This window comes from Streptococcus merionis DSM 19192 (genome assembly GCF_000380085.1).
Classification (GTDB): domain Bacteria; phylum Bacillota; class Bacilli; order Lactobacillales; family Streptococcaceae; genus Streptococcus; species Streptococcus merionis.
Genome location: NZ_KB904540.1, coordinates 37,971 through 51,843 on the forward strand (window position 1 = coordinate 37,971; position 13,873 = coordinate 51,843).

Below are 13,873 nucleotides of genomic sequence, written 5' to 3' on the forward strand. Positions count from 1 at the left end.
TTCCTATTTCATCTCATTTTGGACATTTTGCAATTGATGGCGAACGCTAGCATCAATCACCTTGTGATTGACCTCAACGATAAAACCACCCAAAATCTCCGGCTTGATCTCTTCAATCACACGGCGAACTTTCAAGCCTAAAAGCCCTTCCGTCTTAGCAATCAACTGCAACTTTTGACTAGAAGTCAAAGGAACGACTGTTGATACTTTCATGTCATATTGCCCCATCGCAGCCTGCGAATGGTGAACCACCTCAGCGAGACTGACATAGACCAAATCGTACTCCTTTTTTAAAATAATTTGGTCAAAAAAGGTTGCCAGGATTGGCGACACTTCCTGTTGAAACAGGTGCAAGATGTTTTCCTTATCCTTCTCAGGAATCGTGTTGTTGGCAAAGAATTTTTCCAGGTGTTGCTGATCAAAAACGCTTAAAACCTGACCAACCTCTTTGAAAAAGCTTGCCAGGTTCCCTGAAGTTCTTGCTTCGCGGACCAAACGTTGAGAATAGGACAAGGCCTGCTCATATCGGTTTGCTTCCATCTTATTCTCCTAATTTCGCAATGTAGCGGTCAATCAATTCGCTCTGACCAGCTGGGTCTAGCTCTTTCATCAAGATCTGCTGAGCCAACTCCAGTGACATTTCTGACACTTCGTCGCGCATAGAAGCCATTGCTTCTGCGCGGTTTCTGGCAGTATCACGTTCAGCTTTTGCTTTCATCTCATCAATCTGCTTTTCAGCATCAGAAACCATACGGTTTTTCATCGACTCGCCCGTTTGTTTAGCTTCTAGCAAAATCCCATCTGCTACTTTGCGGACTTCTGTTAGTGCTTCCTGACGCTGCTTGACCAAGTCTGTTGCTTCTGCCTTGGCTTTCTCAGCCCGTTCTATCTCACCAGTGATATAGGCTGCACGCTTTTCAAAAATACCTGTGATTTTTGACCAAGCAAAAAGGCGCAAAAGCACAAAAAGCAAGATGAAAGCCCCTGTCACAATGATAAAATGACCAAGCATATTACTCAATGCGGTTGCTCCAATAGTCATAGTTCTATTTCCTTTCAATTCAATCACATACGCTTCTCAAAAATCTGACCTTGAGAAGCTCTATTTACATCTCAACACCTTCATTCAAGACATTTTCGCTACTCATCTTCGTCTTTTAAAAATCCCCTCAGTATTCAAAGAAAATCAAAAATAGACTAGGCGACGATATGCAGACAGCACTGGCGTACGGCAAGCTGAAATCAACGACGTATAGGTTTGATTTTCAAAGAGTATTCATCTCGAAAACGTTCTCTTGAGTCAAGTATCTTATCTTATAGATGGAGGCTTTGCTTTTTAAGACTCTTTTTCTGAATGGTGTTTAATCTTTTTACCTAGATACATAGACGCCAAAAGGACAAAAACATAAGCCTGAAGGCAGGAGATAAAGACGGAGAAGGCAATCCACAAAAGACTTAGCAAGAAGCTAATCGGACCTGTCAAAACATTAACCTTAGACATCTGGATAATCAGGTCAATGACAACTTCACCCGCATAGATATTCCCAAATAAACGCAATCCCAATGATAAAAAGTTGGTAAATTCTTCCAGAACATTGAAGAAAGTCATGGCTGGCGGTGTGATGAATTCTTTAAAATACCCCTTAACCCCATTGATCTTGAGGGATTGGTAGTTGTTATAGAGCGTAATCATCAAGGACAAACCGAGAGCGTAGTACATATTAGCCGTCGGAGACATCCAGTAACTGAGCTCATGATGTCCTTCAATCTTAGCCACTAACCCTAAGTTATTAGCAACCAGCAAAAAGGTAAAGAGGGTAAAGTAAAAGAGCGAGTACTGTCTGGCGTAAGTTTGCCCTAAATTTGGTGCTGTGACACCAATGACAAAATCATAAACCCATTCAAGGACATTTTGTTTGCCTTTGGGTTTGAGTTGCATATCACGACTGGCCCAGAGCACCAAGAAAAACACCAAAAACACTGTCAAGAGTGTCATGGCCAAAATGGTCAGGTCAAAGGTGATTGGACCAAGTTCGAGCTGGGGAGTGTGTGATTCCAATGGAGACCTCCTTTTCTTCCAAATTGGGCTTCATCAACCTACTTGAGGACAAAGGCCATGGCTAAGGTGATAAAGTATGAACCCTCAATAAAGGCAACCCCAACGAAAAGTGTTGTGAAGAGCTTGTCATACATTTCAGGCTGACGTGCTGCTGCCGTGAAGAATCGACTCACCATGGTACCAACACCGATACCAACACCAAGTGTTGCTAGACCAAGCGCGAGAATTCCTAAGTTCATAATGTTTTCCTCCAAGTTTTAAAGTGATACTCAAAGAAGCTCAAAAGCAGACCACAAAATACGGTCTTAAAAGCTAAATTTAGCTTCGTCTGACTAGAACCGTAGACATCTGGGTTTCCTTCGATCTCATCTGTGAAAACCTAGTCGTCTTGGTTGGGGCGATGAGGCTGGGCCAAGCACACAATCTCATTTTTATGGATTGAATAGTTTGACGCAGCCATTTTTCATCGCTTTTCTAACGCTCTTAATATCTTGTGGGCTTAAAGTCCATCAAGAGGAGTTGAACGATCTGTCCTTTTGATGTTCAAAGAGTATTAAAGTTTTTACTTCCCTAGTGTAGTCCTATTTTTAATCAATGTCAACCAAAATAAAGCAGAAAGCGCTTTATAACGGATGAATGACTATTCTGAATTTAGGAATGGCAAAAAGCAAGGCACTGACAGTAATCGTTTAGTTATGGCCTGCGTTTCATTATGTGTGAAACCTCTATGAGCCGATAGAAATGATCATTTGTCAAGTGAAGATGCTTAAAAGGCAGACATATAAAAAGCCCTTTAGCAGCAGCTAAAAGACATGTTTTAAATCGTTTTTTATTTAGTTTCTTTTGAGTTATTTCATTCATTTACCAAGGTCAGGTCAGACTTTCATTTAACTGCAAAAGAGAAAATACCTTTTCACACATTTGCCTTAGCAGGCTTAATCTCATCCAGAAGTGTTATCACCTGATAAAGGTCGTATTCATTGATTTGATAGGGTGCTAGAGCGCGCACAATCGGCTTAGCATTGAAAGCGATTCCGATACCTGCTGCCTCAATCATAGGCAGGTCATTGGCCCCGTCACCCATGGCAATCGTCTCTGAAAGCTCAAGCTTATTCTCAGCTGCCCAAGCTTGCAACATGGCCACTTTAGTAGCTTTGGTCACCACTTCTCCCTCAGTTCGGCCAGTCAAAACACCGTCTCTCACTTCCAAACGGTTCGCCTTAACATAATCAATCCCTAACTCTTTGGCGATAGGGTCAATATTTTCATGAAAACCACCTGAAACCAAACCAATCTTGTAGCCTCTAGCATGTAACTCATCAATCAACTCCTTGGCCCCTCTAGTTAGGGTCATCTGCTTGACGACGGTATCAAAAATCGTCTCCGGAAGCCCCTTAAGCAGGGCAACTCGCTCCCTCAAGGCTTCCTCGTAATCCAAATCTCCCTGCATAGCAAGCTCAGTAATGGCCGCCATCTGCTCACCAACACCAGCTAAATCTCCCAGAATATCGATGGCCTCTTCCATCACCAAGGTACTGTCAACATCCATCACCAAAAGACCTTGAACACCACGCACTTTATTCCCACGTTTACGCCTAAATTTCTGGAACTTCTCAATGATTCCTGCAATCGTCCCGCGTCTTGGGGTAAATGTCGGCTCATCTAATTTCTGATAAGAAGCATTCAGAATAGCCCCGATAATCAAAATTTGAGCAATTAAGATAAACCAGACCATGACCAAAAGCAAAACGACATAAGACACCAGCTGGAAGTTTTCAAACTTATTCATGTACTGGCTCAAATAAAGAGAAACCAAGTTCGTTGTTGCTGTCAAAACAATCACTACAAAGAGCGTTCCCGGCAAGACATAACGGATTTTTTTGATTCTCACATTTGGCAAAATATAGTACAAAAGGAAGATGACAAAGATAAAACCAAGGTAAATCAGCGGTTGCGTCCAAGAAAGCATCCGTTGGAAAAAGTCTAAATCAATATCAATGTACCGGTGAATAAAATTGATAATCGTCTCACCAAAAAATCCAACTGAAATCAGTAAAAAGAGCATGACTTGAAGAACAAGACCAATCAAAATCCCAACTAATCGCCCAACAATCAGATCTCGGTGTTGCTCAACACCGTAAGCTTTGTTAAAGGCTTTTTGCAGGATAATCATGGACTGCGAAAAGGTCCACAAGGCTGTCGCAATGGAGATTCCCAACCATCCAGATGATGGATTGGTCAGGATACTCTCAACGATACCACTGATATTTTCAAAGACTTCTTTAGGTAAGGTTGTCTGTAAAAAACCGAGAACATCATTCACATTGATTTGTAAAAAGGGAAGAGCAGCACTGAGCAAAAACAACAATGGAAAAGCGGCAACCAAGAAATAGTAGGCGACTGCAATGCTAGACAAGTCAATATCTGCCCCTTGATAAAATCTGATAAAATACTGGACAAAGGGATAGTTGGTGATTTTCTGGACAAGTGCTTTCATGACAATCTCCTAGTAAGTACCTTCTTCTCCTTGGCTAGTCAAAATAATTGGGCCACCTTTAGTGATGACAAATTGGTGTTCATACTGGCAAGATAGGCCACCGTCAATGGTTTTATGAGCCCAGCCCGTTTCCATATCCGTATCAATTTCCCAAGTTCCTGTATTGATCATCGGCTCGATGGTCAAGACCATGCCCTCACGTAAACGCAGACCACGGCCTGCTTTGCCATAATGAGGTACCATCGGCTCCTCATGCATGGTTGGACCAACCCCGTGACCAACTAGATCACGAACGACACCGTAACCTTGTTTTTCTGCATGTTCCTGAATCGCTGCACCGATGTCCCCAATACGATTGCCAACAACGGCCTTTTCAATCCCGATATAGAGGCATTCTTTGGTCACCTGCATGAGGTTTTTTACCTCGTCAGAGACTTGACCAACCTCATAAGCCCAGCAAGAATCCGCTAAGCCGCCACTGTATGATTGGGTGTGTTGCTTCATGGCACTCACATTGTCAAAGTCAAGTTTAGAAACATCAAGAACAGCCTTATCTAAAGGTTCTGATAAGACCATATCCACCTTGAGCAAGTCACCATCTTGGAGAATGTAGTGACGCGGAAAGGCATGGGCGACCTCGTCATTAAGGCCACAACAAGTCGCATAAGGATAGTCCATCACTTGACCGTCTACACCGATTTGCAAAGGCAGAACATTTTCTTCCTTACAACGGCGACGAACGTACTCTTCTACCTCCCACAGGTCAAGCCCCGGTTTAATGAGGTCACGCAGACCAATATGAATGCTAGCAAGAAAGTCGCCAGCTCGGTCCATGGCTTCAATTTCACGCGCTGATTTAATGGTAATCATCCCTTATCCCTCTTTCTTTTTGATCAAATCGTAATCTGTTTTACTTAACACATAATCGTTAAACGTTCGTACACGGTGGGAATGCCGATCACTCCCCTTATACTGCCTGAGCAACTGAAAACCCAATTTTTGAGCTAAGGCCTGACTCGCTTTATTTTCCACATGCGTTTTAATGAAGAGCTGGCGCAGACCCAGCTGGTTAAAGGCTAAAAAGACCAAGCCCTCCAAAGCTTCCGTCCCCAGCCCCTGTTGCCAAAACTCACGGTGCAAGAAGTAACCAATCTCTGCTTGCCCTGATTTGGCCTTAATATTTTCCAAACGGATGGAGCCAATCATGCGCCCACAGTTCTTTTCTTCAATGGCCCAAATGCCAAGAGGCTGGCGCATGAACCCCTCAACCATGACCTGTCGGCAGAGTTCTAAGCAATCGATAGCTGGGTGCAAAAAGGTCGTGTTGTCCTCATCTGACATGATGTCAAAAAAATCTTTTCCATCCTGATAGACAAAGGGCCGTAAAATCAAGCGATTTGTCTCAAATCGGGCCCACTTGGCTAATTGTTCCCACATATCAATCTCCTATGATAATCTCTCACCAGCCTGTTTGACAGGAATGAAATCAGCTCCAACCAGCTAAAAAGCTGTGTTTTTTACTAATGGTTAACGTTGGAAAAGAGTAAAATTTCAGTGCTAAAGGCTGTCCAATCAGCCATCTGCAAAACGCATTAGCACAACAATTCAGCCTCTAACAAATCTTTCTGCTATAAATACAAGAGAAGAGACTGGGACAAGAGTCCTGTCTCCTCTTAACTATTTGAGATAGAACCATTTGACGCAGTAGTTAGGAATAAGGCTTGCTGGCTAAGTCGATCGGATTTTTCCCTGCACAGGCCATTAGGACAGTCTTTCCCACTTTCTCCCTTGTGTAATGGCTAGCATCTTTTAAACAAGTGAGCGAATCTCAACTTTTAAAACCTTATCCTAATTTTTAGAACCTGTGCTTACAAACAAGATGCTTAGAGCATAAGATTTCTTTTTTTGAACATCACCTAGTCTTCTTCAATCAACTGAATATCAGCACCCAAGGCGCTTAGTTTTTCAATGATATTAGAGTAGCCACGAAGGATAAACTCCACATTAGAGATGATAGTCTCTCCCTGAGCCATCAAGCCCGCGATGACAAGCGCTGCTCCAGCACGGAGATCCGTTGCCTTAACCTCAGCCCCTTCAAGGCGCTTTCCACCTTGATAGGCAATGCGGTCGCCCTTAACCTCAATATCAGCTGACATGCGAGCTAATTCAGCCACATGGCCAATACGCTTTTCGTAAATGGTATCTTTGATCGTCGCTTGACCGTGTGCCTTTAACAAGAGTGGGGTCAAAGGCTGTTGCAAATCGGTTGCAAATCCTGGGTAGGGCGAGGTTTGGACATTGACCGCCTTGAGCGTTCCTTGTTCTTCCACAAAGATGCTATCCTCAGAAACGGTCATACGAACTCCCATTTCCTCTAATTTAGCAATGAATGATTCCAAATGCTCGTAGAGGACATTCGTCACCCTGACCCCTTGGCCAACTGCCGCTGCCAGGGCAACATAGGTCCCAGCTTCAATGCGGTCTGGAATGACCTGATGGCGTGTTCCTGACAGACTTTCTACCCCTTCAATGGTAATCACATCGGTACCTGCTCCACGGATACGAGCTCCCATATTATTGAGCAAAGTCGCGACATCAATGATTTCTGGTTCGCGGGCCGCATTTTCAATAACCGTCCGACCTTTAGCCTTTACTGCCGCCAAAATCGTATTAATGGTCGCTCCCACAGATACTGTATCCATGTAAATAGTTGCTCCGTACAGTTGACCATCTATAGCCTTCAAAGTCATGGTATCACCTTCATAGCTGATTTCTGCCCCCATAGCTTCAAAGGCCTTGAGGTGAAGGTCAATCGGACGAGGCCCCAAATCACAGCCGCCAGGTAATCCAACCGTTGCCGTACCAAAACGTCCTAGCAAGGAACCGTAAAAATAATAGGAGGCGCGCAAACTATTGATTTTACCGTAAGGCATGGGCATAGACTTAAGACCACTCGGATCAATGGTCAGCGTCTCACCGTCTCTAGTCACGCTAACACCCATAATCTCAAGAATGGCAATCAAACTATCAACATCAGAAATATTGGGTACACCATCCAAAGTCACAATACCATCTGCCAAAATTGCCGCTGGCATCAGGGCAACGACCGAATTTTTAGCACCAGAAATGGTAATTTCTCCGCTCAACGGACGATTCCCAGTTATCTTAATTTTCTTCATACAAAAAACAATTCACTTTCACTACTGGATTAAAATACAGCACCCACTATTATACCATATTTCGTTAAATTATCCAGCAACACTTTTTATTTTGAATTTTCGTAACCTTTTTCTAATCGTTGACATCTTTTGTCATTTCACCGTCAAAGACCAGCAATCCTCGACATTTCCCGCAACGATAATTAGCCGTGTTGATCCGCCGTTTTCTGAAATACTGCATACCACAAGTTTGACAATGGTAGCGCTTATAAATCTGACGATTAGGAAGCGCAGGTGCATAGCGAAGACCGTCTACTTGAGTTAGCAGCTGTTTGAAATCTTGATCTGTGTGACGATAGCCTTTTTTCTCAAAATAGAGATGGTAATGACAGAGCTCGTGGCGAACAATCTGGCGAAAGATCGCCAGACCATGCTCCTCATAGATTTTAGGATTAAAGTCCAGATGCCCATCTTTCGGAAAAAAGCGCCCGCCTGTTGAGCGAAGACGCTTATTCCAATGGGCTGTATGCTTGAAAGCCTTGCCGAAGTCTTCTAAAGAGACCTGCTTCACATAATCAGTCAAGTTCACGAGGCTTCACCAAACTAAGGCCGATACGACTGCGCTTGATATCGACCTCAGTCACCCAAACCGTTACAATATCCCCAACCGCTAAGATAGTGCTTGGGTGTGGCAATTGAGGCAGGCGCCCTGTTTTCTTATCACGCTTGCGCTCAACCATGCGAGAGATATGGATAAGTCCATCTTCGTGGACACCGATATCGACAAAAGCTCCAAAATCAACAATATTACGGACAACGCCTTCTAGTTCCTGACCGATTTTAAGATCTTTCATATCCAAAACGTCCTGACGCAGGGCTGGCGCTGCAAAATCATCACGCAGATCACGTCCCGGCTTGAGCAGATCAGCCACAATATCCTTTAACGTAGCCTGACCAAGCCCCAAACTATCAGCTGTCACCGCTAAATCAAGGGCTTGTAGTTTGGCTTGAGCGGACTCATCTAACTCTGTAATCTCTAGTTGCTCGAGAAGGGCTTGAACAGCTGGGTAAGACTCTGGGTGAACACCTGTATTATCCAAGAAGTTCTCCGCATTTGGAAGACGAAGAAAGCCAGCTGCCTGCTCAAAGGCCTTATCTCCTAGACGCGGCACTTTTTTCAGCTCCTGACGGCTCCTAATCTCGCCATTCTCCTCGCGGTAGGCCACGATATTTTCTGAAATGGTCTTGTTAAGCCCAGCCACGTGAGACAAAAGTGCTGGACTTGCAGTATTGACATTGACACCAACTTGGTTAACCACAGTCTCAACGACAAAGTCTAGTTGCTCACTCAATTTCTTCTGGCTAACATCATGCTGGTACTGACCAACACCAATGGATTTAGGATCGATTTTGACCAACTCAGCCAGCGGGTCTTGGAGACGACGGGCGATTGAAATAGCTGAGCGTTTCTCAACGGTTAATTCTGGAAATTCATGACGAGCCAGTTCAGAGGCAGAGTAGACTGATGCGCCGCTCTCATTGACAATGACATAAGAGACACCGGGATGATTCGGTAAGACTTCGGCCACAAAGGCTTCACTTTCACGACTGGCTGTCCCGTTACCAATGGCTATAATTTCCACCGCATATTGGTCAATCAGGAGTGATAACTCTTTCTTAGCTTCCTCAATCTGACTTGCTGAGGCCGGTTTGACCGGGTGGATAACCTGAGTGGTCAAGAGTTTTCCCGTCGCATCAACAACAGCTAGCTTGGCTCCTGTCCGAAAAGCTGGGTCAAAGCCAAGCACAGTTTTGCCCTTGAGCGGTGGCACCAGAAGTAGATTGCGCAAGTTTGTTGAAAAAAGCTGAATAGCACCATCTTCAGCAGTTTCCGTCAATTCAGACCGTACTCGGCGCTCCATGGCAGGGACGATTTTCTTTTTGATAGCATCTGTGACAGCGTCTTCGATATAGTGATTGACCGCTTTGAAGCGAGCAAGGAAGAATCGCTGCATCTTGTCAAAATTGTGGCTAAAGCTAACTTTCAAGATTCCTAAACTCTCACCACGGTTAATCGCTAGAACGCGATACCCTTGGAGTTTGCTGACAGGCTCTGAAAAATCATAGTAAAGCTGGAAAACTTCCTTTTCGTCAGCTTTCTGATCTTTAACGCTAGCGTTTAGGCTTGAATTGGTCCAGATTTCATTATAAGTCCAAGCACGGAGCTTGGTGTCTTCTGCTAGACTTTCCGCCAAAATATCAACAGCACCTGACAAGGCTTTTTCAACAGTTGGAAAGGCTTCTGAAATAAACTTTTCCGCTTGAGTTGAAAGGTCAGCCACATTTTGCAGGATCAAACGGGTCAAGTCCAAAAGACCTGCTTCACGCGCAATAGTCGCCTTAGTGCGGCGTTTTTCCTTATAGGGCAAGTAGAGTTCTTCGACATCAGCTAATTTTTCCGCTGCCTCAATGTTCGCACGGAGCTGGTCGGTCAGTTTCCCCAAAGATGCGATCTTAGCAAGAACGACTTCCTTTCGCTCTGCTAAAGCCGTCAGGCTCTTGTCCATGTCAATAATAGCCTTGATAGCCACCTCATCGAGATCACCAGTCGCTTCCTTACGGTAGCGGGCAATAAAGGGAATGGTGTTTCCCTCAGCAGTCAAAGTCAACACCGTATCAATCTGTTTGAGGCTCAAACCAAGCGCCTCGGTCATTTGTAAATATTTCTTATCCATAAAGTTTATTATACCATGATTCCGCTCGATATAGTGTGTTTAGTTTATCTTTTATCACGACAAACGCATGAAGAAATCATTTGTTGAAAAGTTGTGAAAATGATAAGCACCTACTTCATGGCAATCTATGAGAAAACTGATGGAAGTTTATCTGAAATCCTTTAGTTTCGCATTTTCCAGTAACCGTATGAAGAAATTATTTTCTGCAATTATAGGCTTGAATTTACAGTATTTCAGAAATAATTTAGAAGAATTTTCTTTATGCCTTTCCTCACCAACGAAAAGTAACAGCTCCCGCTATTTTTCCTCAAATCTGGAGTGACAAAAGACTCCCATCCAAAATTCTTGTCAAGACCTTCTTAGAACGTTTATTCGAAAAATTTTAAGCCATTTAAGGTATAATGGACTTAAAATAACAGAAAGTAGGAGAAAAGACGATGCCTGTAACCTATAAAAAACAAGATGAGTGGGACAAGCTCTTTGAACAATTTGCTTCCTTTGATGACTTAGAAAGCGTTCATTTTCCAGAGCCAGAGCCAAAGTCTAATTCTGATTCAAACTTCAGTGAGGAAGACTAAGCTATGTTTTCCAATCTCCCTCCCAGCGTTCTTCAGACTGGCGCTATCTTCATGTCCATCATGATTGAAGCGCTCCCCTTTGTCCTTCTTGGAAGTCTGATTTCTGGTGCCATTGAGGTCTATGTGACTCCCGATCGTGTCCATCACTACCTGCCTAAGAACCGATTTCTGCGCATTCTCTTTGGAACCTTTATCGGCTTCTTCTTTCCATCTTGCGAGTGTGGCATCGTACCGATTGTCAACCGCTTTTTGGAGAAAAAAGTCCCTGCCTACACGGCTATCCCTTTCTTGGCAACAGCACCTGTCATTAACCCTATTGTCCTTTTGGCGACTTTTACAGCCTTCGGCAATAGCTGGCGCTTCACTCTATTGCGAGCCTTGGGAGCAATCTTGGTTGCTTTGACATTAGGCCTCCTTCTTGGCTTTGTCAAGCATGACAGCATCATGCGTCCTGACCGAAAAACCGTCCACGAACATGACTTTTCTCAGTTGCATGGTTGGCGCAAGGTCTTTCAAAGTCTTATCCAAGCCATTGATGAGTTCTTCAATACAGGACGCTACCTCGTCTTTGGCTGTCTCTTTGCCAGTATTGTCCAAGTCTACGTACCAACTCGTGTCCTCCTTAGCATCTCCACCAACCCGCTCATGGGGATTCTCCTTATGATGCTTCTAGCTTTCTTGCTGTCCTTGTGTAGCGAGGCAGATGCCTTTATCGCTGCTTCTTTGCTCTCTAGCTTTGGTATGGCGCCAGTCATGGCATTCTTGGTTATTGGTCCCATCATTGATGTGAAAAACCTGATTATGATGACCAGCTACTTCAAGACCAAAGCCATTGCGCAGTTTATTGGCATTTCAAGTTTGGTGGTCATTCTTTACACACTCATGATTGGAGTTCTCTAATGTTACGCTTTTTGATTTTGTTCGGCTATTTCCAGCTCGGCATCTACCTCTACCTGTCTGGCAAATTAGATCAGTATATCAATTTGAAATACTCCTACTTGACCTATATTTCCATGGTGATTTCGCTGATTTTAGCTATCGTCCAGCTCATCGTCTGGGTGAAAAAGATGAAGACGCACAGCCATTTAACCAAATGGTCCGATAAGGTAGAAAGCTATGGTCTTCTCATCATTCCGCTCATTGTCGGCACCTTATTTCCAACAGTCACTCTAGATGCCAATACCGTGTCTGCTAAGGGCTACTCCTTCCCACTGGCCGTGGAGAATGACCCTGCCACTCAGGAGCAAGAAGGTACGACCACCCAATACCTGCGCCCAGATACCTCGTCCTTCTTTACCAAATCCGCCTACACCGAGGAAATGCAAAAGGCCTTGGACAAGTATGTTAGCCAAGACCATATCGAGGTGACTCGTGAAAATTACATGGAAGTCATGGAGATTATCTACGACTACCCTGATCAATTTGTCGGCAAGACCATCACCTTCACAGGCTTTGCCTATCAGGATCCCGACAACGCCAGTAATCTCTTTCTGTTTCGCTTTGGGATTATTCACTGTATCGCCGACTCAGGTGTCTTTGGGCTCCTGCTGACCAATGTGCCTAAACAATATGACAATGACACTTGGCTCTCAGCCACTGGAAAAATCACGATCACTTACCACCAAAAGCTTAACCAATCCTTACCAACAGTAGAGATAGAAACCCTCACACCTATTGAAAAACCTGATAACCAATATGTTTATCGAGTGTTTTAAAAGCAAAGAGAGTGAATGACACACCTTAAATGATCAAACAACGCTCTCCTTATCTCACTTGTAAATACAACTACTAAAAACTGCATGAAAGCAACGTTAGGTAAACGCCGCTTTCTTGCAGTTTTGTTGTTTTTAGAGTTTTTATTGTCTGAAACAGGTGAGTAAAAGCCAATCAGCTACCTTTTTACTTGTTTACACTAGCCATTCTAAAATAGGTATAGGGCTTTCCTTTTATACTAATGCTCATTTGGTGTATATTTTCAGGTGTTGCGCACCCTGAAAAACCTCCGTCTCCAATTGCATGGATATCAGCACCAGTTTCTTTCATCATTAAGCTAATCATTCTAATAGTATCCATATCAGCACCTTCAACTGAACTATTCAAAAAAGTCATCGCTAACGTACCTGGTTTGTAACTATGAATATATTGAACTAACTCTTGGATCATTGAAACACTAATACCATGCCTAGAACCTGGAGCAGGTAAATCAATACAATCTGCACCTGCATCTATCAATTCTTTTATGATAGCTTTATCATCTCGGTTTGCAATAGGATCTCCTAAAACAGGCTCTGTAATGCCATCCTCCCATTTACCTGCAAAAACAAATAACCGATCTCCATACTTCTCTTTAATCCACCTAGTTGCATTAATGACATCTCTTAAAGAAGTACCACTTCCTGGATTGCCACCAAGTACAATGAAATCCACTCCCATTTCATAGCATAGTTGAACATGTTCAGGAGTGCAGAGCATTCCTTCCCGTCTATAAATTTGTTTTTTTCCAACATCTGCCAAGTCATTCGTTAAACAGCCTAAATAGACTCCTATTGGTCTTTTACATCTTTCCTTAAGTTCTTTGTAAGAAAGCCCCTGCATCCCAATATTATTGTCTAAAACGTCTAAGTCAAAGGTATTGAGCATAACCATATCTGCTCCGAAAGAAAACATCAACTCAGAATTTGTGACTCCTCTGACGAGTCCCTCACTTGCAAATAACAAATGTTGTCCCATAATGACTCTACCTTCTGACTTTAAAATAGATTCTTTGAGCATCATGGGAGTCATTCCTTCAAAGTCGCTTGCAGACGCATTAATTAATCGTACCACTTCACTCATTTAATTTCTCC

The 13,873-nt window shown here is 43.5% G+C and carries 14 protein-coding genes and 1 pseudogene; 3 read left to right on the forward strand and 12 right to left on the reverse strand.

Features of this window, described 5'->3' with window-relative positions; genetic code table 11:
* Positions 1–3: 3 nt before the first annotated feature.
* The 11 genes and pseudogenes from A3I5_RS12055 to A3I5_RS0103515 form a co-directional block, all read right to left on the reverse strand.
* Positions 4–540: a F0F1 ATP synthase subunit delta gene (locus A3I5_RS12055; protein WP_018373239.1), complete on the reverse strand. Its 537-nt coding sequence runs from the start codon at positions 538–540 to the stop codon at positions 4–6.
* Position 541: 1 nt separating this feature from the next.
* Positions 542–1,042, reverse strand: a complete 501-nt coding sequence (gene atpF / locus A3I5_RS0103475) for a F0F1 ATP synthase subunit B (RefSeq protein WP_018373240.1) — start codon at positions 1,040–1,042, stop codon at positions 542–544.
* A 294-nt stretch (positions 1,043–1,336) separates the two neighbouring features.
* Positions 1,337–2,059, reverse strand: a complete 723-nt coding sequence (gene atpB / locus A3I5_RS0103480; protein WP_018373241.1) for a F0F1 ATP synthase subunit A — start codon at positions 2,057–2,059, stop codon at positions 1,337–1,339.
* Between the two features lie 38 nt (positions 2,060–2,097).
* Entirely contained in the window at positions 2,098–2,298 is a 201-nt protein-coding gene (gene atpE / locus A3I5_RS0103485) for an ATP synthase F0 subunit C (protein WP_018373242.1), read from the reverse strand.
* 674 nt (positions 2,299–2,972) lie between these two features.
* A complete protein-coding gene (serB, locus tag A3I5_RS12880) occupies positions 2,973–3,635 on the reverse strand; it encodes a phosphoserine phosphatase SerB (RefSeq protein WP_026216903.1) in 663 nt (220 codons plus the stop codon).
* Between the two features lie 102 nt (positions 3,636–3,737).
* A pseudogene (locus A3I5_RS12885) lies at positions 3,738–4,556 on the reverse strand (YihY/virulence factor BrkB family protein); the annotation flags it as partial.
* A gap of 9 nt (positions 4,557–4,565) precedes the next feature.
* Entirely contained in the window at positions 4,566–5,426 is an 861-nt protein-coding gene (locus A3I5_RS0103495; protein WP_018373244.1) for a methionyl aminopeptidase, read from the reverse strand.
* A 3-nt stretch (positions 5,427–5,429) separates the two neighbouring features.
* The gene (locus A3I5_RS0103500) at positions 5,430–5,993 is read right to left on the reverse strand and encodes a GNAT family N-acetyltransferase (RefSeq protein WP_018373245.1); all 564 of its coding nucleotides are present in this window, start codon (positions 5,991–5,993) and stop codon (positions 5,430–5,432) included.
* A gap of 479 nt (positions 5,994–6,472) precedes the next feature.
* On the reverse strand, positions 6,473–7,735 hold the full coding sequence (gene murA / locus A3I5_RS0103505; RefSeq protein ID WP_018373246.1) for a UDP-N-acetylglucosamine 1-carboxyvinyltransferase: 1,263 nt from the start codon (positions 7,733–7,735) through the stop codon (positions 6,473–6,475).
* A gap of 112 nt (positions 7,736–7,847) precedes the next feature.
* Positions 7,848–8,303: a SprT family protein gene (locus A3I5_RS0103510; RefSeq protein ID WP_018373247.1), complete on the reverse strand. Its 456-nt coding sequence runs from the start codon at positions 8,301–8,303 to the stop codon at positions 7,848–7,850.
* Complete coding sequence (locus A3I5_RS0103515; RefSeq protein WP_026216905.1) at positions 8,290–10,449, reverse strand: Tex family protein; 2,160 nt, start codon at positions 10,447–10,449, stop codon at positions 8,290–8,292. Before A3I5_RS0103515 ends, A3I5_RS0103510 begins: the two co-directional genes overlap by 14 nt.
* Positions 10,450–10,886: 437 nt before the next feature.
* Between A3I5_RS0103515 and A3I5_RS12740 the strand changes: the two genes are divergently transcribed.
* The 3 genes from A3I5_RS12740 to A3I5_RS0103530 are packed head-to-tail and all read left to right on the forward strand — an operon-like array spanning position 10,887 to position 12,742.
* Positions 10,887–11,027, forward strand: coding sequence for an SPJ_0845 family protein (locus A3I5_RS12740; RefSeq protein ID WP_018373249.1), 141 nt, complete (start codon positions 10,887–10,889; stop codon positions 11,025–11,027).
* A 3-nt stretch (positions 11,028–11,030) separates the two neighbouring features.
* Positions 11,031–11,927 (forward strand): permease, encoded by an 897-nt coding sequence (locus A3I5_RS0103525; protein ID WP_018373250.1) that lies wholly within the window; start codon positions 11,031–11,033, stop codon positions 11,925–11,927.
* The gene (locus A3I5_RS0103530; RefSeq protein ID WP_018373251.1) at positions 11,927–12,742 is read left to right on the forward strand and encodes a TIGR03943 family putative permease subunit; all 816 of its coding nucleotides are present in this window, start codon (positions 11,927–11,929) and stop codon (positions 12,740–12,742) included. The genes A3I5_RS0103525 and A3I5_RS0103530 overlap by 1 nt, the downstream gene beginning before the upstream one ends.
* Before the next feature lie 184 nt (positions 12,743–12,926).
* Here A3I5_RS0103530 and A3I5_RS0103535 read toward each other — a convergent pair whose 3' ends face one another.
* Entirely contained in the window at positions 12,927–13,862 is a 936-nt protein-coding gene (locus tag A3I5_RS0103535; RefSeq protein ID WP_018373252.1) for a DUF7916 family protein, read from the reverse strand.
* Between the last annotated feature and the right edge of the window lie 11 nt (positions 13,863–13,873).